At 73.6% G+C, this 21,136-nt stretch carries 15 protein-coding genes; 12 read left to right on the top strand and 3 right to left on the bottom strand.

Annotated elements, in window-relative coordinates; genetic code table 11:
* From AB0M18_RS04395 to AB0M18_RS04415, 5 genes are read left to right on the top strand one after another with little or no spacing between them, the layout of a single operon-like run.
* The gene (locus AB0M18_RS04395; RefSeq protein ID WP_365755285.1) at positions 1-819 is read left to right on the top strand and encodes a dihydrodipicolinate synthase family protein; all 819 of its coding nucleotides are present in this window, start codon (positions 1-3) and stop codon (positions 817-819) included.
* A complete protein-coding gene (locus AB0M18_RS04400; protein WP_365755286.1) occupies positions 816-1,703 on the top strand; it encodes an iron-containing redox enzyme family protein in 888 nt (295 codons plus the stop codon). Before AB0M18_RS04395 ends, AB0M18_RS04400 begins: the two co-directional genes overlap by 4 nt.
* On the top strand, positions 1,700-3,046 hold the full coding sequence (locus AB0M18_RS04405; RefSeq protein WP_365755287.1) for a methyltransferase domain-containing protein: 1,347 nt from the start codon (positions 1,700-1,702) through the stop codon (positions 3,044-3,046). Before AB0M18_RS04400 ends, AB0M18_RS04405 begins: the two co-directional genes overlap by 4 nt.
* Positions 3,047-3,091: 45 nt before the next feature.
* Entirely contained in the window at positions 3,092-6,922 is a 3,831-nt protein-coding gene (locus tag AB0M18_RS04410) for a multicopper oxidase domain-containing protein (protein ID WP_365755288.1), read from the top strand.
* Complete coding sequence (locus tag AB0M18_RS04415; RefSeq protein WP_365755289.1) at positions 6,919-7,677, top strand: DsbA family protein; 759 nt, start codon at positions 6,919-6,921, stop codon at positions 7,675-7,677. Before AB0M18_RS04410 ends, AB0M18_RS04415 begins: the two co-directional genes overlap by 4 nt.
* Positions 7,678-7,758: 81 nt before the next feature.
* On the opposite strand, the gene AB0M18_RS04420 is transcribed toward AB0M18_RS04415, so the two are convergent.
* From AB0M18_RS04420 to AB0M18_RS04430, 3 genes are all read right to left on the bottom strand, one after another.
* Complete coding sequence (locus tag AB0M18_RS04420) at positions 7,759-9,255, bottom strand: M4 family metallopeptidase (RefSeq protein ID WP_365755489.1); 1,497 nt, start codon at positions 9,253-9,255, stop codon at positions 7,759-7,761.
* A gap of 320 nt (positions 9,256-9,575) precedes the next feature.
* Positions 9,576-10,307, bottom strand: coding sequence for a 4'-phosphopantetheinyl transferase superfamily protein (locus AB0M18_RS04425; RefSeq protein ID WP_365755290.1), 732 nt, complete (start codon positions 10,305-10,307; stop codon positions 9,576-9,578).
* Between the two features lie 51 nt (positions 10,308-10,358).
* A complete protein-coding gene (locus AB0M18_RS04430) occupies positions 10,359-11,417 on the bottom strand; it encodes a Ku protein (protein WP_365755291.1) in 1,059 nt (352 codons plus the stop codon).
* A gap of 52 nt (positions 11,418-11,469) precedes the next feature.
* Between AB0M18_RS04430 and ligD the strand changes: the two genes are divergently transcribed.
* The 7 genes from ligD to AB0M18_RS04465 all read left to right on the top strand — a co-directional run bounded on the left by ligD (position 11,470) and on the right by AB0M18_RS04465 (position 21,124).
* A complete protein-coding gene (gene ligD / locus AB0M18_RS04435) occupies positions 11,470-12,363 on the top strand; it encodes a non-homologous end-joining DNA ligase (protein WP_365755292.1) in 894 nt (297 codons plus the stop codon).
* A 131-nt stretch (positions 12,364-12,494) separates the two neighbouring features.
* Positions 12,495-13,421 carry a DNA ligase gene (locus AB0M18_RS04440; RefSeq protein WP_365755293.1) on the top strand — a complete coding sequence of 309 codons (927 nt, stop codon included), beginning with the start codon at positions 12,495-12,497 and terminating at the stop codon, positions 13,419-13,421.
* Positions 13,422-13,833: 412 nt separating this feature from the next.
* Positions 13,834-15,936, top strand: coding sequence for a PBS lyase (locus AB0M18_RS04445; protein WP_365755294.1), 2,103 nt, complete (start codon positions 13,834-13,836; stop codon positions 15,934-15,936).
* A 166-nt stretch (positions 15,937-16,102) separates the two neighbouring features.
* The gene (locus AB0M18_RS04450) at positions 16,103-16,849 is read left to right on the top strand and encodes a hypothetical protein (RefSeq protein WP_365755295.1); all 747 of its coding nucleotides are present in this window, start codon (positions 16,103-16,105) and stop codon (positions 16,847-16,849) included.
* Positions 16,846-18,153 carry a HAMP domain-containing sensor histidine kinase gene (locus tag AB0M18_RS04455; protein ID WP_365755296.1) on the top strand — a complete coding sequence of 436 codons (1,308 nt, stop codon included), beginning with the start codon at positions 16,846-16,848 and terminating at the stop codon, positions 18,151-18,153. The genes AB0M18_RS04450 and AB0M18_RS04455 overlap by 4 nt, the downstream gene beginning before the upstream one ends.
* A gap of 67 nt (positions 18,154-18,220) precedes the next feature.
* Positions 18,221-19,621, top strand: coding sequence for an FtsW/RodA/SpoVE family cell cycle protein (locus AB0M18_RS04460; protein WP_365755297.1), 1,401 nt, complete (start codon positions 18,221-18,223; stop codon positions 19,619-19,621).
* Positions 19,622-19,645: 24 nt separating this feature from the next.
* The gene (locus AB0M18_RS04465) at positions 19,646-21,124 is read left to right on the top strand and encodes a penicillin-binding transpeptidase domain-containing protein (RefSeq protein WP_365755298.1); all 1,479 of its coding nucleotides are present in this window, start codon (positions 19,646-19,648) and stop codon (positions 21,122-21,124) included.
* Positions 21,125-21,136: the final 12 nt, after the last annotated feature.

Consider the following 21,136-nt stretch of genomic DNA (forward strand, 5'->3'; position numbering starts at 1 on the left):
ATGTTCCAGGGAGTGATCGCGGCCCTGGTGACGCCGCTCTCGGAGACCGGAGAGGTCTCCGAGAGCGGGGTCGCCCGGCTGCTGGACAGCATCCGTCCGCACGTCGACGCCCTGCTGCCCAACCTCAGCACCGGCGAGGGCCGGTGGCTGACCGACCGCCAGTGGGAGGACATGCTCACGGCGACCGTGAAGCACGCGGGCGACCTGCCCGTCCTCGCCGGAGTGCTGCGGCCCACGACGGAGCGGGTCCTGGAGCGGGCCCGGGTCGCCGCCGACCTCGGCGCCCACGGGCTCGTCAGCACCACCCCGTACGGATCCGGTGTCACCCAGGACGAGATCCACCGCCACTTCGCCGAGCTCGACGCCCGCGCCGGGCTGCCGGTCGTCGCGTACCACGGCACCGAAGTCGCCGACAACTGCGCCGACTTCGAGACGCTGCTGCGCATCTGCGAGCTGCCCTCGGTGGTGGGCGTCAAGGACTCCTCCGGCAGCTCCGCCTTCACCCGGCGGCTCGTCGAGGCCGCGCCCGGCGCCCGCGTCTACGCCGGGCTCGAACACCTGCTGCTTGAGTCCGGGGCCGTCGACGGGTACGTGGTGGCGCTCGCCAACCTCGAACCGGCGCTGTGCGCCGACCTGTTCGCGGGACGGCTCGACGATCCGGCCGCGCCGCTGGCCGAGGCCGTCGAGCGGTACGGCCTGGAGGAGGACGACTGGTACGTACGGGTCAAGACCGCGCTGCACGAGCGCGGTGTGCTGGAGACGGACCGGACCGTCGGCACCGGGGCCGGCTCCGGCGCCGGCGGGGAGGTCCAGGGATGACCACGACGCAGACGGTGGAGAGGAGCGGCATACCCGGTCCCCGCCCCGCGGACGCCGAGTCGGCGCACCGCGAGCTGTTCCGGCTCAACCGCTCCCGCCTCGACTCCCGGCTGCTCGCCCGGGTCGAGGAGATCGAGCGGGCCTGGATCCTGCCCCTGATCGACTCCGTCGAGGCGGCCGGCGAGCCGGTGCCCGACCGGGCCGCCTGGCAGCGGCTGCTCGACGGGCTGCTCGCCGAGGAGCGCGAGCCGAGCCCGTCCAGCACGTATCTGGCCGACGAGGCCACCCGTGAGGAATTCACCCTGGTGGTGAGGGAGTTCGCGCTCGACGGGCTGACCGAGGCGCAGAACTTCTTCCCCGCCGTCCCCCGGCTGCCGATCAAGGCGCAGATGGCGGTGATGCGGGTCCTCATCGACGAGTTCGGCTGCGGCAACCTCCAGCAGGCGCACTCCCAGCTCTACCGGCTGCTCCTGGCCGAGCTGGGCCTGCCGACCGAGCCGGAGCACTTCGTCGACACCACCGGCGACGAGACCTTCCAGTTCCTCAACGTCTTCTACTGGCTCACCCAGCGCGCCCCGCACGTCGAGTACTTCCTGGGCGCCCTCGCCTACCTGGAGGCCTCCATCCCGGACGCCTTCACCTACCAGGCGCGGGCCTGCGAGCGCCTCGGCGTCGCGCACGGCCGCTACTACACCGAGCACCTGCACATCGACACCTTCCACATGCAGGAGATGCAGCTCGCCATCAAGGAGTACGAGGCGGCCCACGGCCTCGACCCGGCGCGGCTGTGGACCGGTGCCCGGCTGCTCTCCGGGCTGATCGGCGGCGCCTTCGACGCGGCCGTGGCCCGCGCGCGGGAGCTGTCCGGCGGGGCGGCGGCATGAGCGGGCCGACCGAGAACAGGCCGACGGAGAACAGGCCGACCGAGAACAGGCAGCCACCCGAGCCGGTCCTCGAAGAGCTCCCCGGCGACCGGCTCCGGGTGCGCGTGGCCGGGCAGGAGTTCGTCGTCGGCGCCTCCTGCCCGCACCGCAAGGGGCGCCTGGTCCACGGCTACGTCAACCCGCGGACGCTGCGGATCAGCTGCCCGCTGCACCACAGCACCTTCGACCTGGCCACCGGCTGCCCGGCCGGCGGCCCGACCGAGGAGTCGCTGCCGGTGTACCGGGCGGGCGTCTGGCCCGGCTACTACCGCGCGGAGGAGGTGTGGCTGCCCGCCTCGGAGCAACTGCTCGACTGGGGCGAGGAGTTCCACGAACTGATGCTCGGCGACGACCTGCGCATGGCGGCCTTCAAGACCGCCGTGACCGAGGCCGTGCGCCCCGGGGACACCGTCCTCGACCTGGGCACCGGCACCGGCATCCTGGCCCTGTGGGCCCTGGAGGCCGGGGCGGCCAAGGTCTACGGCATCGACCTCAACGAGAAGGTCCTCGACGCGGCGGTCGAACGGCTCGGCGCGGCCGGCTTCGCCGACCGTTTCGAGCCGCTTCTCGGCCTCTCCTTCGACCTGGAGCTGCCCGAGCGGGTCGACATCGTCATCTCCGAGATCATGGGGAACCTCGCCGACAACGAGAACTTCTCCGCCATCCTCGACGACGCCCGCACACGCTTCCTGCGCCCCGGCGGCCTCATGCTGCCACGGGTCGTCGACAGCTTCCTGGTGCCGGTGGCGGCCGAGGAGGCGCACGCGCAGCTGGCCGGCGAGGGGCCGCGGGACGCGGGCGGGCCGGAGGCGTTCGCCGACCTGCTCGCGGCGCGCGGCGCGAAGGATCCGTACGCGCTGTACTACGACGTGATCCTGCCGGTCGCCGGGCACCTCGCCTCGCCCCGCCTCGTGCGCCACTACGAGCCCGAGCGGCCGGAGGCCACCCCGACCTCGTACGACGTGCCGCTGGTCTACACGGTGCAGCGGGACGGCGTGCTCACCGGCTTCAAGGGGTACTTCGCGGCCCGGCTGTCCGAGACCGTCGCGCTCGACATCTCCGGCGACGACATCGCGGGCCGCACCACCTCCGACAGCTGGAAGCACTGCTACCTGCCGATCGAGCGGCCGGTACGGGTGCGGCGCGGCGACCGGATCGCGATGACCCTGGCCCGGGCGGCGGGCCGCGACGGCAGCCCCTTCGGCCAGACGTACACGTGGAAGGGACGGGTCCTCTCCGGCACGCGTGTGGTGGCCGAATTCGATCACAGCACCGGCACCGCCGAAACCGCCCCGCCCGACTAGGCCGTCAAGCACAACAACCAATCACCACGGGGGAGTTCACCAAGGATGATGAACAGCACGGAGTCGACGTCGACAACCACAGGTCGGCACCCGGACGGGCATGGGCGGCCGGTCCGCACGTACGACGTGGTCGCCCTCGACGTCCCCATCGCGTACAACGCCTTCGGCGACCACGACCGCAACGGCGCGCTCTACACGCTCGCCTCGGACGCGCCGGAGCTGCGGGAGCTCGCGGCCTCCTGGCCGCAGCCCTTCCCCAGCTATCTGGAGCACCCCGAGCTGGTGCCGGGTCCGCACCCGCTCGCCCGCCCGCTGGTCCTGCGGGTCCGGCGCGGCGAGCGGCTGCGGGTGCGGCTGACCAACGAGCTCTCGCGCCGGGCCGGCATCACGCTGCAGGGCGTGCGGTACGACGTGCGCACGACGGACGGTCTGGCGGCGGGAGCGAATCCGGACACGAGCGTGGCGCCGGGCGACACCCGCGTGTACGAGTGGGTGTGCGAGCACGAGGGCGTGTTCCACTTCGGCGACATGTCCGACGCGCGGGGCGAGGGCTCGCAGAGCCACGGCATGGTCGGCGCGGTGGTGGTCGAGGCGCCGGAGGCGACCTGGACCGACCCGGAGACGGGCGGTCCGCTGGCCACCGGCCTGTACGCGGACGTCCATCTGCCGGACCGCAGCTTCCGCGAGTTCGTGGTCTTCATGATGGAGTACCCGAGCAACGACAACCCGGTGATGCCGCCGCCGATGCCGGGGCACGGGGGCGGACACGGCGGCGGGGGCGGCGGGGGCGGGCACGAGGGCGGGCACATGCTCGCCGCCGCAGCCGACGCCTCCGCTCCGGCCTCCGAGGCCGGCATCTACCGTCCCTCCGCCACCGGCGCCCCCGCCCTCCGCCCCGGCACCTCCGACACGATCGACGACCTCACCCCGCTCAACAACGCGATGCTCCCGGTCAACCACCGCATCGAGCCGATGGAGTGGCGGATGTACCGCTACCACCAGCTCATGGAGCAGGGGAGGATCGACCCGGTCCGCGACGCCATGATCGGCGAGGAGATGCACCACAGCTCCTGGCTGTTCGGCGACCCGGCCACGCCCGTCCTCCGCGGCTACTCCGGCGACCCGACCGTGATCCGCCTGGTCCACGGCGGCATGCGCGACACCCATGTCTTCCACACCCACCTGCACCAGTGGCGGGTGCGCCCGGAGGACGAGAACGCGCCGATCGTCGACTCCGTCAGCATCGGCCCGCAGGAGGCCATGACCCTCGAACTCATCGGCGGTCTCGGGTCCCGGCAGGGCGCGGTCGGCGACTCGATCTGGCACTGCCACATGTACGTCCACTTCCACATGGGCATGTGGGGCCTGTTCCGGATCTTCGACACCCTCCAGGACGGCACCGGCCACTACCCGGACGGGCGGCCCGTCGACGCCCTCGTACCGCTCCCCCATCGTGCGGCGCCGCCGGAGCCGACGCCCGAGCGGCCCGGCTTCCCCGGCTTCATCACCCAGTCGGCGACCTTCCCGCAGAAGAACCCGCGGCCGCCGCGGACCCCGCTCCAGCCGCCGGGCATGGGCCGCGAGCCCACCCCCCTGGAGCTCGCCGCGTTCGTGGACGATCCGCAGCCCGGCGAGGCCTTCACGAAGATCGGGCCGGCGGACGCGCCCGTACGCCGCTTCCATCTGGTGGTCACCAACGGGACGCTCTTCTACCACGGGGACCCGACGGACGAGCACGCCACGACCTGGCACGACCACAACGCCCACTTCTACGTCCTCGCCGAGGAGATCGAGGAGGCGGGCGGCCTGGAGGAGTTCAAGCGGCAGCTGGCCGCGGGCGAGCGGACCCTGGAGCCGCTGGTCATCCGCGCCAACAAGGGCGAGGTGCTCGAACTCACCCTCACCAACGCCCTGCCGGCCGGTCCGCAGAAGGAGTCGGCCTTCGATCCGCCGCTGCCCTTCCAGCCCGAACTCGGCCTGCACACCCACCTGGTGAAGTACGACCCGCTGGTCTCCGACGGCTCGGCGGTGGGCTGGAACTACCTCTCCGCGACGACGACGGCCGACCAGGGCGAGGAGGCGTTCGGCCGGTACAACTCGTGGACGTACCGCTGGTACGTGGACGAGGAGTTCGGCACCGTCCTCTTCCACGACCATCTGCTCGCCAACTACCGCCAGCGGCACGGCCTGTTCGGCGCGCTGATGGCCGAGCCGGAGGGCGCCACCTGGGTGTCGCCGCAGGACCACGGCCAGGAGCTGCGGCGTGGCACGCAGGCGGTCATCAAGCACGCCGACGGCAGTTCGCACCGCGAACTGGTCCTCGCCATCGGCGACTTCGTACCGATGGTGCGGCACGGACACGGCGACCACGGCGGCCCGGTCAACCCGCCGCCGGCCCCCGGGGCACCCGACGACCAGGGCGCGATGGGCGTCAACTACCGCAGCGAGCCGCTCTCCGAGCGCGGCGGGGACCCGGCCCACTGGTTCTCCAGTGCCGAGCACGGCGACCCCGGCACCGCGCTGCTCCGCGGCTACCCGGGCGAGGACCTGCGCGTGCACGTCGTGCAGGGCTCGCACGACCTCCAGCACAGCTTCACGATCTCCGGGGCGCGCTGGCGCGAGTGGGCGGGCCGCGAGGACACCGCCTGGCGCAACCAGCAGACCTTCGGCATCTCGAACGTCGCCCAGCTGCGGCTCGCCCCGACGCTGGGGGCCGGCGACCACCTGTGGTCCTTCGGCGCGGGCAACGACCTGTGGCTGGGCTGCTGGGGTCTGCTGCGTCTGCACGACCGCCCGCAGGCGGACCTGCCGCCGCTGGGGCGCGTCTCCGCGCCCGGGCTTCCGCCGCGCCGCCGGGTGCGCAGGCACACCGTACGGGCCCGTTCCCAGGTCATCGAGTACAGCCCGCTGCGCACCGACCCGTACGGGCTCGTGTTCAGCGCCGAGGGGGACGGCGGCCCGGAGGACGGCCCGCTGGTGCTGCGCTGCCGGGCCGGCGAGTGGGTGGAGGTCACCCTGGTGAACGAGCTGGACGGGCCGCCGCCCGCCAGCCCGCTGGACCCGCGGCTGATGGACGAGGCCGACCCCGGCGCCCGTACGATCTCCGGCCGGGTCTCGCTGCACCCCACCCTGCTCGACTTCGACGTGCGGACGGACGACGGCGCGCACGTGGGCCGCAACTCCGACTCGACGGTGAAGCCGGGGTCGTCGCGGACGTACCGCTGGTTCGCCGCCGAGCCGGGTGTGGTGCTGCTGCGCTCGCACGCGGACGTGATCTCGCACCCGCGGCGGGGCCTGGTCGGCGTGCTCGTCGTGGAGGAGGCCGACGCCACGCCGTACGACCCGGACACCGGCCGGGAGCGGTGGACCGGCGAGCGGGCCGTGGTCCGCCGCCCGCACGCCGAACCCGTACGCGAACTGGTCCTCGTCACCCAGGACGGTCTGCGGCTCTACCACGACGGCGACCTGACCCAGCCGGTCACGGACCTGTTCTCGGACAGCCCGGACGACGCCGGCCAGAAGGCGTACAACTACCGCACCGCGGCCCTGCACCCGCTGGACCCGGTGCTGTCCGACCCGGCGCCGCCGACCCCGCTCCTCACCGTCCGCCCCGGCGACCAGGTGGCCGTCCACCTGGCGATCGGCTCGCACCGGATGCGCAACCAGGGCTTCACGGTGCACGGGCAGGTGTGGGACGCCTCGGAGACCGGTCTCGGCTGGTACGTGTCGACGATCGGCGCGCTGGCCGCCGGAAGCACCCGGACGGTGCGCTTCCGGGCGCAGCATCCGGGCGACCACCTGTACCGCACCAGCAACATGCACTGGGGTGTCAGCGAGGGCTGGTGGGGACTGATCCGTGTAGAGGAGGGTCCATGACCGACGTCGAATCCCCGACGACCACCGAGACCGCAACCGAGACCGCCATCGAGAGCGCCACCGACCCGCGGCTGCCCGCCGCGCCCGACACCATCGCCGTCTACACCGACCTCAACTGCTCCTTCGCCCATGTCGCCGTGCACCGGCTGCACGAGACGCGGCGACGGCTCGGCCTGGAGGGCAGGGTCTGGTTCGACTTCCGGGCCTTCCCGCTGGAGCTGTTCAATCGCGAGGTCAACGCCCGTCCGGGCGTCGACTCGGAGATCTCCGTCCTCGGCGCCCTGGAGCCCGAGGCCGGCTGGCGGCTCTGGGAGGGCCCGGACTGGACCTACCCGGTGACCACGCTGCCCGCCCTGGAGGCCGTCCACGCGGCCAAGTCCCAGAGCTGGCACGCCAGCGAACAGCTCGACCGCGCCCTGCGCCGCGCCTTCTGGGCGCAGGGCCGCTGCATCTCGCAGCGCCATGTGATCCTGGAGGTCGCGGAGGAGACCGGCGCGGTGGACGTCGCCCTGCTCGCCGCCGCCGTCGACAGCGGCACGTCCCGCCCGGCGATCATGTCCCAGTACGACTCGGCCCGCGACGGCCGTGTCGACTGCAGCCCGCACGTCTTCCTCCACGACGGCACGGAGGCGGCGAACCCGGGCATCCGGGCCCGCTGGATCAACGGCGGCTTCGGGACGGGCTACCCGTACATCGACGAGGACCGCCCGGAGATCTACGAGAAGCTGCTGCGGCAGGCGGCGGAGCTGCTGTAGCCGGGGCGTGTGAACGAGCGCGGGGCCGTACGGCAGGACTGCCCATCCTGCCGTACGGCCCCGCTCACGGCCGGCCGGGTGTTACTTGACGTTGACCCCGTTCCAGGCGGCGGCGACCGCGGTGTACTCCGCGCTGCCGGCGCCGTAGAGGTCCGTGGCGGCGGACAGGGTGGCGGCGCGGGCGCCGGCGTAGTCCGTGGAGGAGGTCATGTAGGTGGTCAGGGCCTTGTACCAGATCTTGTAGGCCTTCTGGCGGCCGATGCCCGTGACGGTGGAGCCGTCGTAGGTCGGGGAGTTGTAGCTGACGCCGTTGAGGGTCTTGGCGCCGCTGCCCTCGGACAGCAGGTAGAAGAAGTGGTTGGCCGGGCCCGAGGAGTAGTGGACGTCGAGGCGGCCGACGCCGCTGGACCAGTAGTCGGCGGAGTTGCCGTCCTTGCTGGGCTTGTCCATGTAGCGCAGCGGGGTGCCGTTGCCGCGGATGTCGATCTTCTCGCCGATGAGGTAGTCGCCCTGGTCCGAGGTGTTGTTGGCGTAGAACTCGACCGAGGTGCCGAAGATGTCGGACGTGGCCTCGTTCAGGCCGCCGGACTCGCGGCGGTAGTTGAGACCGGCGGTGGAGGCGGTCAGGCCGTGGGACATCTCGTGGCCGGCGACGTCGAGCGAGGTCAGCGGCTTGAGGTTGTTCGTGCCGTCGCCGTAGGTCATGCAGAAGCACTGGTCGGACCAGAAGGCGTTGACGTACGCGTTGCCGTAGTGGACGCGGCTGTAGGCGGCCTTGCCGTCGTTGCGGATGCCGTTGCGGCCGAGCTCGTTCTGGTAGAAGTCCCAGGTGACGGCCGCGCCGTAGTGGGCGTCGGCGGCCGCGGTCTCCGGGTTGCTCGGCGAGCCGTTGCCCCAGGTGTCGGTGCTGTTGGTGAACAGCGTGCCGGTGCCGGAGGTGCCGCCGTTGAGGTTGTACGTCTTGTGGCCGCCGCGGGTGGCGTCGGTCAGGGTGTAGCCGGCGGAGGTGCCGAGGGTGACCTGGCCGCTGTACTGGGTGTTGCCGACGCCGGTCTCGATGGCCTCGTAGGAGTAGAGCTCCTTGCCGGAGGCCGCGTCGGTGATGACGTGGCGCTCGCTCGGGGTGCCGTCGTGCTGGGTGCCGTGGACCACGGTCTCCCACGCGAGGGCGGGCTTGCCGTCGGCCGCCCAGATCACCTTGCGGGCGTCGGCGGCGGCGGCCGGGGCGACGGCGGCCTTCGTGGTGGCCACGGATATCCGGGCGTTGGTCGCCTTGGTGGTGGAACGGGCGCCGTTCTTCTTCTGGTGCACGACGAGGTCGCCGCCGAGGACCGGAAGGCCCTGGTAGGTGCGCTCGTACCGGGTGTGGACGGTGCCGTCCGCGTCCTTGACGACGTCCCGGGCGACCAGCTTCTCCTGGTCGGACAGGCCGATCGCCTTCGCGGTACCGGCCGCTCCGCTCTGCGCCTCCTGGATGGCGGCGGCGCGCTGGGTGCTGCTGAGCACGAGCGCGGTCGCGCCCGCCTCGCGCTGGGCATCGGCGCTGGCCGAGCCGGTCTGGACTCCGACGACGACCATGGCGGCGGATGCGATGAGGGCGGCGGCTCGGGCGGTGGTACGAGAGGTACGGCGCGAGGTCTGCTGGCGGATCACGCGGGCTCCTTCGCTGATGAAGCGTGGGGGTTTCATGTGGGGGGTGGTGCGGGTGCGAGCGTGCCAGCGAGCAGCCCTGATTGACAGGTATGCAACAAGGATTTGACCAACCGTTGTCCGAAGGACGGCCAACTCCGTCCGCTATACGGCGAGCTGACCGGTCCAAGGGTCGACGAGGGTGGACATAGGGGTGGCCGAGGGGGTCCGGAAAGGGTCAGAGGGGGGCCGAAGGGGCGGCCGGAAGGTTACGGAAGGATGAGTTCCGTCGTTGCCGACAGGTGACGCGGTGACAGGTGACGCAGCGACGGGGGCTCGGCGAGCCCGGCCGGGGCGCGGAGCGCCAGGGCGGCGTCGTGGGTCGGGCCGCAGGGCAGGTCGTACAGGCTCCAGCCGGCCGGGGCGGGCGCGGTCCCGCTCAGGTCGTCGAGGTGCGCGGCCCGGCCGAGGCCGGTGCCGAGCCCCTTGAGATACGCCTCCTTGCGCGCCCAGATCCGGCCGAACGCGGCGGCGTCGCCGTCCGGTCCGACCTCGGCCCGCTCGGCCGGGTGCAGGACGGCCACCAGCTCCCGTACGGCCGCGGGCTCGGGGCGCAGTTCGACGTCCGCGCCGACCGGGACGGGCGCGGTGGCGATCAGCACCCGGCCGCGCGTGTGCGAGAGGGAGAAGTGCAGCTGCGGTGCGGACCCGGCCAGGGCGGGCCGGCCGTGCGGCTCGCCACAGCACGGGCAGGGCTCGCGGGTGAACTCCAGGTCCGCCGGACGCTCGCCGAGCAGACCGGCGAGTACGGTGCGCAGGGCGACGTGCGCGGCGACGTAGAGCACGCGGTCGGCGGGCCGCAGGAACGCCGCCGCCCGCTCACGCTCCCGCGCGTCGAGCACGCCCGGGTCGAGCAACGCCGGGGCGAGCGACGGCGCGTCGGCGGTCTCGTTCAGTGCGCTCGGTTCGTCGAGTTCCAGCAGCCAGGCATCGGCACGCATCGGTCGGTGTCCCCCTCCGGTCCGGACCGACCGTACACGCGTGCGGGCCGTTCAGGCGCTGCGCTTGCGCGGCGCGGCCTTCTTCGCCGCCGTCTTCTTCGCGGCCGCGGGCTGCTTCTTCGCGGTCGACTTGGCGGTCGACTTGGCGGTCGACTTCGCCGTCGTCTTCTTCGCGGGCTGCTTCTTCTCCGCGGTCGACTTCCGGGCCGGCGCCGCCGTCTTCTTCGCCGCGGTCTTCGCCGTCGACTTCTTCGCGCCCGTCTCCTTCGGCGTCGACGTCGCCGCCGTCCGTTTCCGCGGGCGCAGCTCGGTGACCGGCGCCGCCTCTCCCCGGGCCTCCTTCGCCGCGCGGACGCTGCCCTCCAGTGCCGCCATCAGGTCGATGACCTGGCCGCCGCCGCCCGTCTCGGGCTCCGGCGGTGCGACGCCCTCGCCGCCCTCCGCCTTCGCGGCGATCATCTCCTCGACCGCCTCGCGGTAGTCGTCGTGCAGGGTGGAGATGTCGACCTCGCCGAGGGTGGCCATCAGGGCGTCGGCCAGGTCGAGTTCAGCCTCCCGCACCGTCACCGGCGTCTCCGGCGCCACGCCTTCCGGGGCGCGGATCTCGTCGGGCCAGAGCAGCCCGTGCATGGCGATGACGTCGTCCACGACCCGCAGCATGCCGAGCCGCTCACGCCCGCGCAGGGCGTACTTCGCGACGGCCACCCTCTCGCTGCGCTTCAGCGCCTCGCGGAGCAGGGTGTACGGCTTGGCGGCGGGCACGCCGTTGGCGGAGAGGTAGTACGCGGCGTCCATCTGGAGCGGGTCGATCTCTCCGGCCGGGACGAAGGCCACGATCTCGATCGTCTTCGCCGTCGGGAGCGGCAGCGCGGCCAGGTCCTCGTCGGTGATCGGGATCATGGTGCCGTCGGCGTCCTCGTACGCCTTGCCGATCTCCGCCTGGGCGACCTCGGCGCCGTCGAGCTCGCACACCTTCTTGTAGCGGATGCGGCCACCGTCCTCGGTGTGCACCTGGCGGAAGGAGACGGACCGGCTCTCGGTGGCGTTGACCAGCTTGATCGGGATGCTGACCAGTCCGAAGGATATGGCCCCGTTCCAGATGGATCGCACGCTTCATCCCCTTCGTCCTGATACGTCCCGGCATACGTGGGATTCTCATCGTATGACGCCCATCACAGAGGTGGAGGGGCGCCGTCTGGCCCTCAGCAACCTGGACAAGGTCCTCCACCCCTCCACCGGCACCACGAAGGGCGAGCTGCTGCACTACTACGCCACCGTCGGGCCCGCGATCCTGCCCCATCTGCGCGACCGGCCGGTCTCCTTCCTGCGCTACCCGGACGGCCCGGACGGGCAGCTCTTCTTCACCAAGAACCCGCCGCCCGGCACGCCCGCCTGGGTGAACACCACCCCGGTGCCGCGCTCGGACGCCCCGCGCGCCCGGCAGGTGATGATCCAGGACCTGGCCTCGCTGATGTGGGCGGCGAACCTGGTCGTCGAGTTCCACACGCCGCAGTGGCGGGCCGACGCCCCCGCCGTCGCCGACCGGCTGGTGCTCGACCTCGACCCGGGGCCGCCGGCGACCGTGGTCGAGTGCTGCCGGGTCGCCCTCCACCTGCGGGAACAGCTCGCCGCGGACGGTCTCACCGCCTTCCCGAAGACGTCCGGCGCCAAGGGGCTGCACCTGCTCGTGCCGGTCACGCCGACGCCGTCGGAGACGGTCTCCGGGTACGCCCGCCGGCTCGCCGTCGCGGCCGAGGCGGCGCTGCCGCGGCTCGTCGTGCACCGGATGGCGAAGGCCCTGCGGCCCGGGAAGGTCTTCGTGGACCACAGCCAGAACGCCGCCGCCAAGACCACCGCGACCCCCTACACCCTGCGGGCCCGCCCGCTGCCGTCCGTCTCCGCGCCCGTGACCTGGGACGAGGTCGCCGAGACCGCCGAGAGCGGGTCGCCGGAGCGGCTGGTCCTGCTGATGGACGCGATCGGTCCGCGCCTGGAGGAGTACGGCGAGCTGCTCGCCCCGCTGTTCGACCCGGCCGTCGCGGGCCCGGTGCCGTGAGCGCCGGCGCCGACCCGGGTACGGGCCCGGGTAAGGGTCCGGGTCCGGGTGCGGGTCCGGGTACGGGCCCTGGTGCGGGTCCCGCCGGGAGCCCCGATCCCGATGTCGTCCTCCGGCCGCCCGTCGACGTCATGCGGCCGCGGGCCGCCGACGCGCTGCCCCGGCAGGACGGCGTGCCCGGCGGCTACCAGTACTCGCTCAAGCTCGACGGCTTCCGTGCCCTCGCCTTCGTCCTCGACGGCGGCCAGGTCTTCCTGCAGTCGCGGGCCCGGCGGGACCTGGCGCCCGAGTTTCCCGGCATCGCCGACTACCTGGGCGAGCGGCTGCCGCCCGGAATCGTCCTGGACGGCGAGCTCTGCGCGTACCGCGACGGGCGGCTCAGCTTCACCGATCTGCTGCGCTCGCACCGGGACCGCGAGCGGGCCGGGGTCCCCGTCTCGTACATCGCCTTCGACCTGCTCGCCCTCCCCGGCCACGACCTGCGCGCCCGGCCGCTGCGCGAACGCTGGGAGCTGCTCGGCGCCGCCCTCGCCGGCATCGGGCCGCCGCTCCAGCGGGTGCTCGCCACCGAGGACGAGGCGACCGCCCGCGACTGGTTCGACGCGCTGCGCGAGGCCGGGGTCGAGGGGGTCGTGGCGAAGGCCTGGAACTCGGCGTACCGGCCGGGCGGCACCTGGGCCTGGCGCAAGGTCCGGCACTCGGACACCGTCGACGCCCGGCTCGTCGGGCTCTTCGGTCTGCCCGGCCGGCCGCACGCGCTCCTCGTCCGGCTGCCCGACGGACGCGAGTTGCGGACCGCGCCCCGGCTCACCGGGCGCCAGGCGCACGAGGTCGCCGGGCCCGCGGCGGCGGCCGGGGTCGCCGACGAACCGGTGGAGCATCCCGAGCACGGGCCGGTGCGCCCGCTGGCCGCGCCCGTGACGGTCGAGCTGCTCGTGATCGCCGGCCGCCAGGACACCGCCCGCTTCGTCCGGGTACGGGAGACCGAACCCTGGCCCGACCCGGACGCCGACCCGGACCCGGACGCCGCTCCCGGCCCGGACCCGGACGCTCTCTGACCCCGACGCCGGACCCGGCCCCGTACGGGAACCCCCGCCGGCCCCGCCCGCGCAAGCCCGCACCCGGCCACCGGACCGCCCTCTGGCCGGATCCCGGCGGCCACTCTGCTCCGTTCCGTTCCGGACAAAGTCCCCGGACGCCCGGCGCGCCGCACCCGGGGCGCACTCCGGCGCACAAGTGCGCATGTCCGGCGGGCGCGGGCGGGCGCGCGAGCCGAGGGAAGAGGGCGTGCGAGGGCTCAGGGACGGCGGGGCGGGGGTCCGCCGGCGCTCCGGGCGGACCTGCGGATGGCGCAAAGCGAGCGGCCGTGCGGGGGTTGCGGGACCGCGTCCGGCAGGCGGGTCCTTGTGAAGGGCCCATTGGTGCACACTTGCTGCCTGGTACAGCGCGCTCACGGGGAAGGCGGCCTGCATGCTGACGGGGATCGAGGAGGTCGACTGGGCCTCGCTGGGCCATGCCTACGGCCCCGCCGACGACGTGCCGGAGCTGCTGCGGGGGCTCGCCTCCGAGGATCCCGCCGAGCGCGAGAACGCCCTCGACGGCATGTACGGAGCGGTCCACCACCAGGGCGACGTCTACGACTCGACCCTCGCCTGCATCCCCTTCCTCCTCGAACTCGTCGCCGACCCCACGGTCCAGGACCGGGGCGGCATCGTGGAGTTGCTCACCAGCATCGGCGGCATCGACCTCTGCGGCGACGAGGAGCTGGACGAACTCGACCCGGACGACGCCGAGTTCACCCCGGCGGCGAACTACGCGATGGCCGCGGCCGCGATCGCCGCCGGCGCGGACGTCTTCCTCGCCCTGGTCCACGACCCCGACCCCGAGGTGCGGCTCGCGGCCCCGTGCGCGCTCGCCTCCCTGCACGGCGACCCCGTCCACGTACTCGGACTGCTCCGTGAGCGGCTGACGATCGAGCGGGACACGGAGGTGCGGCTCGCGCTCGTCGCCGCGGTCGGACGGATCGCGCTGCGGCACGAGTCGCTGCGCGCCGAGACCGTGGAGTGGCTGGACTGGCTGTCGCGGGTCGCGCAGGCGCCGGGGCTGCGGCTCGCCGCGCTCGCGCAGCTCGCCCGGGTGGCGCCCGCCGAGATCCCGGACGACGTGGTGGAGCGGGTGACGGTGCTGCTCGACGAGGTGCGCACGGCGCCCGCCGACGTCTCCGCCGAGCCGGCCCGTACGGTCGCCGCGCCCACCCTCATCGGCCAGGTGCGCGAACTCCTGGAGGAGCACTCGGCGGGCCGCCCCACCCCGTGGACCGAGGAGCTGCTTCGCACCCTGCACACCGCCCTCGACGACCGGGTCGACGACCGCATCGCGCTCGTCCTGGCCCAGCTGCGCAGCCCCGACTGGGGGCAGCGCTCGGACGCGATCTGGCTGTGCGGCGGTCTGATACGGGTGTGGCGCGGGCGGTACGACGAGGTGGTGCGGCTGGTCGGGGCGCAGCTGAGCGACCCGGAGCCGCGGCTGCGCGAGGCGGCCACGTCGCTCCTGGAGCGCCTCTTCGAGCTGGCCGCGCCCTCGTCCGACGCGCTCGCCGCCCGTCTGACGGCCGGGGCGGGCGGGGTGACGGAGGCGTGGCCGGTTCCCGGGCCGGGTGCGCGGGCCGGGCGGGGCGGTGCGCTGCTCGCGCTCGCCCGGTCGGGCGACTCGCGGGCGATCCCGCTGCTCGCGCGCGCCCTGGAGGAGCGCGAGGTGCGGCGGGAGCTGCTGTACGCGGTGGACTCGCTGGGTCCGGCGGCCCTGCCGCTCGCCCCCGTGCTGCGGCGCCGGCTCGGTGAGGTGGAGCTCGACGACCTGCTGTACGACCGGGCGGCGCCGCTGCTGTTCGCGCTCGGCTCGGTACGGGGCGCGCAGGCTCTGCCGGAGGTGCTGAGGATCCTGCGCGGGGCGCCGGCGAACCGGCGGGACTGGGTGCACGAGGCGTGTCTGCGCACGCTGACCGCGTTCGGCCCGGCGGCGCGGGAGGCGCTGCCGGAGGCCCGGCGGCTGCTCGCCTCGCCGTCGGCGGCGGTCTCGGCGATGGCGGCGCGGGCGGTGTGGTCGCTCGACGGTTCGCTGGACGAGGCGCTCGACACCCTGGACCAGTGGCTGCGGCCGGGCACCTCGGGCGAGGAGTGGTGTGCGGCGGCCCTGTCCCTGGGCGCCATCGGCCCGGCGGCGGCGCGGACGGCGCCGGCCCTGCGGGCCGGGCTCGGCGCGCGGGAGCTGTGGGTGCGGGTGCGGTCGGCGGCGGCGCTGTGGCGGGTGACCGGCGAGACCGTGGACACCCTGCCGGTGCTGCTCGCGGCCTGGGAGGAGAACCGTCACACCCGGGTGGCCGTGGCGGAGTGCCTGGCGGAGATGGGTCCGGCGGCGGCGGGCGCTGAGCCCGCGATCCGCGCGGAGCTGTCCCGGAGGCGGCGCCACAACGCGCGCGAGGACGGTGCGGGCTCGCACGACGTGCACGACGACGAGAAGCTGTTGACCCTGTGCCGGGCGGCCCTGTCGCAGCTGGAGCGCCGCTCGGTGTGAGGGCGCGAGAGGCGTGAAGGCATGACGGCGTGAAGGCATGACGGCGTGAGGGCATGACGGCGTGGGAGCGCCCGCGCCCGACTCCGGCGAGTGGACAAAAAGGACTTCCCTACGAATAAGGTTTACGGAGAAAGGGAGCCCGTCACAGCGAGGGAGCAGCGTGGGAATGCGCCGCCGACGCCTGTTCGCCGTCACCGCACCGCTCACCGCGCTGCTCACGGCGCTCCTCGCTGCGCTCCTCGCCGGCTGCGGCGGGCAGGGCGAGCTGCAGAGCGCGGGGCGCACGTCCGGCGCCGTCGGGCCGGTCCGCCTCTGGCCGGACCTGCCGCCCGCGACCGATCCGCCGATCGACTACGGCGAGAACACCACGGAACGCGTCCCCGGCATCGCGGCCCCGGACAACGACGTGCGCGCGGTCGACCCGGTCGCCGTCGTCCAGGCCGAGGTGCGCGGGCACGAGGACGCGCGGTCCGGGCGGGACGGGCTGTACGAGGAGACGGTGCGGGCCGTCGAGAGGTGCGGCACCGACCGCAAGGGCTGCCCGGTCCTCGCACCGTACTACCGCGATCTCACCGGCAACGGGCGTGACGACCTGATCGTCGGCATCCGCATGCCCGAGCAGCAGCTCGGCGTGCGCGTCTACATCGCCGAGAACGGCGGGCTGACCCGGATCATGTCCACGGTCGACCAGGTGGTGAGCGTCGAGCTGGCCGGCCGGGACCTGATCGTCCGGGCGAGCTCGGCCGGGATCCCGGGCTACGAGTACCGGACCGCGTGGTCCTGGGACGCGCAGCAGCACACGATGCTGCCGGCCAGGGACGAGATCGTCCGGGTCCGGCCGCGCGGCCCCGGCGCCTCGATCGTCCCCGCGCCCGACTTCGTGAGCCCCACCCCCTCCGGGGGCGGCCCGTGAGGCGGCTCGCGAGGCGGCCCGCCTGGTCGGCGACGCTCACCTGGAAGGCCGCCGTCTTCATCGCCGTCATGTGCTGCGCGCTCGCGGCGCTGCTCGGCGTGCTCGTGCACGCGTCGGTGGCCGGGCACACCGTGCGGGACTCCCGGGACAAGGCGCTGACCCGGCTCGACGAGGTCGGCCGGCTGTACGAGTCGGGTGAGCCGCTGCCCCGGTCCGCCGGGGTGGACCCGCCCGGCCTGCCCGCCTCGCTGCGGGCGCTCGCGACGGGCGGCGAGCGGGGCACGATGGTGGCGGAGTTCGAGGGGCGTCCGACGATGTGGGCGGCGGGTCCGGCGGACGGGCGCGCCCTGGCCGTACGCGTCGACTACACGCAGGGCGCGGCGACGATCGACCGGCTCGACCGTTCGATCCTGGGATCGTCGGTCCTGGCCATCGGGGCCACCCTGCTCGTCGGCGCGTTCGCCGTCACCCGGGTCACCCGGCGGCTGCACGCGACGGCGACGGTGGCGCGGCGGATCAGCGCCGGCGACCTGGACGCGCGCGTCGGCGACCCCCGCACCGAGGACCCCTCGCGGCCACTCGACGAGGTGGCCACGGTGTCCGCGGCGCTCGACACCATGGCCTCCTCGCTCCAGCGCAAGCTGCAGAGCGAGCAGCGTTTCACGGCGGATGTGGCGCACGAGCTGCGCACTCCGCTGACCGGTCTGTCCGCGGCGGCCGAACTGCTGCCGGAGGGGCGGCCGTCGGAGCTGGTGCGGGACCGGGTGCGGACGATGCGGGCGCTGACCGAGGACCTGCTTGAGATCTCCCGGCTCGACGCGGGCACCGAGAGGGTCGACCTGGCGGTGCACGACCTGGGGCCGCTGGCCGAGCGGGTGGTGCGCGCCGCCGCGAGCACCGCCGGGGCGGCCCGGACCGAGGTGCGGGTGGTGCGGGACGCGGCCGTGGAGACGGACAAGCGGCGCCTGGAGCGGGTGCTGGGCAATCTGGTCGCGAACGCGCACCGGCACGGCGCTCCGCCGGTGGTCCTGACGGTGGACGGGCCGGTGGTGACGGTCCGGGACCACGGCGCGGGTTTTCCGGACTATCTGCTCGCGGCCGGCCCGCAGCGGTTCCGCACCGAGAGCGGGGGCAAGGGCCACGGGCTCGGGCTCACCATCGCGGCCGGGCAGGCGGAGGTGATCGGCGCGGAGCTGGTGTTCGCCAACGCGCCGGAGGAGGACGGGGGCGGCGGGGCGCTGGCCCGGCTGACGCTCCCGGAGTACGTACGCCTCGCGGACCCGGAAGGCCCGGCGAACCCGTAACGCCCCGGCCGCGGCACACCGTCACACAAAAGGGACATAAGGCTTACTGCTTGCTACGTTGCGGTCCATGACCGCACCGCCGCCGACGGACGCGAAGGACATCAGGGACGCGCCCCCGCCCGGGGTCCGGGTCCCGAAGCGGCGCGGTGTGGAGTTCTCGCTGCTCGTCGGCGCGGTCCTGATCTCGGTCCTGGGATACGCGGAGGTGGGGCTGGCCCGCCACGGGGCCGTGCCGCCGGACGCCGCCCGCTACGGCGCCGGGCTCGGCACCCTCGCGCTCCTCGCGCATCTCGCCGTACGGCTGCGCGCCCCGTACGCCGATCCCCTCCTGCTGCCGATCGCGGTGCTGCTCAACGGGCTCGGTCTGGTGCTGATCTACCGGCTCGACCTGGAGACGCCGGCCGACACGGCCGCGCCCACCCAGCTGGACTGGTCGACTCTCGGGGTCGGACTCTTCATCCTGGTGGTGCTGCTGATCCGGGACCACCGGGTGCTGCAGCGCTACGCGTATCTGTCGGTGGCCACGGCGCTCGCGCTGATGATCCTGCCGATCTTCTTCCCCGCCGTGAACGGGGCGAAGATCTGGATCCGGATCGGCGGACTGTCCTTCCAGCCGGGCGAGTTCGCCAAGATCCTGCTCGCGGTGTTCTTCGCCGCCTATCTGGCCGCCAACCGCAACGCGCTGGCGTACACCGGGCGGAAGGTCTGGCGGCTGCAGTTCCCCACCGGCCGGGTGCTCGGCCCGATCGTGGCGATCTGGCTGCTGAGCGTCGGTGTCCTCGTCCTCGAACGGGACCTGGGCACCTCGCTGCTGTTCTTCGGGCTCTTCGTGATCATGCTGTACGTGGCGACCGGGCGCACCGGCTGGATCGCGGTCGGGCTGCTGCTCGCCGCGGCCGGCGCCTTCCTGGTCGGCTCGCTCGAACCGCATGTGCACAGCAGGGTGGAGGACTGGCTGGACCCGTTCGCGTCGATCCGGGCGGGCGACGGGCCGGGGCAACTGGCCCAGTCGCTGTTCGCGTTCGCCGCGGGCGGGATGCTGGGCACGGGCCTGGGCCTCGGGCACTCGGTGCTCATCGGCTTCGCCGCCAAGTCGGACTTCATCCTGGCGACGGTGGGCGAGGAGCTGGGCCTGGCCGGCCTCACCGCGCTCTTCCTGCTGTACGCGCTGCTCGTCGCCCGCGGCTACCGGGCGGGGCTCGCACTGCGCGACCCCTTCGGGCGGCTGCTCTCCGTCGGCCTGGCCTCGATCCTCGCGCTCCAGGTCTTCGTCATCGCGGGCGGGGTGATGGGGCTGATCCCGCTGACCGGCATGGCGATGCCGTTCCTCGCGCAGGGCGGGTCGTCCGTCGTCACCAACTGGGTGATCGTCGCCCTGCTCGTCCGGGTCTCGGACTCGGCACGGGCGCCGCGCCCGGACATGGCGGACACCGGGGTCATCGCCCCGATCACGGAGGACTCGAAGTGAGGGACGCGACATGAGGGGTTCCCCGTGATCCGGTACATCCGGCGGGCCGCCGCCCTGTGCTTCGTCCTGCTGGTCGCGCTCCTCGTGAACGCGGCCCGGGTGATGGTCTTCGAGGCCGGGTCGTACGACGACAACCCGGCGAACCGCCGGATCGCGATCAACCGCTGGGGCCAGCCGCGCGGCGAGATCCTGGTGGACGGGCGCCCGGTGACCGGCTCGCGCGACAGCCGGCAGCAGCTGCGCTGGGAACGCACGTACACCCAGGGCCCGTTGTACGCGCCGGTGACGGGCTACGCCTCGCAGACGTACGGCACGACCCTGGTCGAGAACGCCGAGGACTCCGTCCTGTCGGGCACCGACCCGATGCTCGCCCCGCTCCCCCTGTGGAACGACATCAGCCGCGATCGGCGGCCCGGCGGCGACGTCGTCACCACCGTCCGGGCCCGGATGCAGGAGGCGGCCTACCGCGGGCTGGACGGCAAGCGGGGCGCGGTGGCGGCGATCGAGCCGTCGAGCGGCCGGATCCTGGCGCTCGTCTCCTCCCCCTCGTACGACCCGGGGGTCCTGTCCGGCACCGGCCCGGCGGTGACGGAGGAGTGGCAGCGGCTCAACACCTCCCCCCATCAGCCGATGCTGGACCGGGCGATCCGGCAGACGTACCCGCCCGGCTCCACCTTCAAGATCGTGACGGCGGCGGCGGCCCTGGACACGGACGTCGTCACCGACCCCGACGCCCCGACCGACACCCCCGACCCCTTCGTCCTGCCCGGCACCCGCCAGGTCCTCCCGAACGAGGCCACCGGCTGTGCGAAGGCCTCCCTCGCGTACGCCATCCAGTGGTCCTGCAACACGGTGATGGCCGGCCTGTCCGTGAAGGTCGGGCTCGACCGGATGGTGGCGACCGCCCAGGCCTTCGGCTTCAACGACACCGGGCTGCGCGTCCCGTCGTGGGTGGCGAAGTCGAACTTCGACACCGACATGAGCGACGACCAGCTGGCCCTCTCCTCCATCGGCCAGTTCGACACGGCGGCCACCCCGCTCCAGATGGCCATGGTCGCGGCGGCCGTCGCCAACAACGGCGAGATCGCCCACCCCCACCTCGTCGAACGCACCACCAACTCCTCCGGCACCACCATCGACACCACCCCCCGCCGCACCTACCGCCAGGCCATGCGCCCCTCCACCGCCACCCGCCTCCAGGACCTGATGATCCGCGCGGTCGAGGACGGCACGGGCACCAACGCCGCCATCCCGGGCGCCCGCGTCGGCGGCAAGACGGGCACCGCCCAGCACGGCCTCGGCAACACCGGCACCCCCTACGCGTGGTTCATCGCCTGGGCCCAGGCCGCCGACTCGGCCCAGCCGGCGGTCGCGGTCGCGGTGGTCGTGGAGGACGCGGAGGCGAGCCGCACGGACATCAGCGGCGGCGGCAGCGCGGCGCCGATCGCGAAGGCGGTGATGGAGGAGGCGCTGAGGCTGGAGGCGGAGGCGCGGGGGCGTTAGGGATGTCCCGGA

It is taken from the genome of Streptomyces sp. NPDC051909 (genome assembly GCF_040681095.1).
GTDB lineage: Bacteria > Actinomycetota > Actinomycetes > Streptomycetales > Streptomycetaceae > Streptomyces.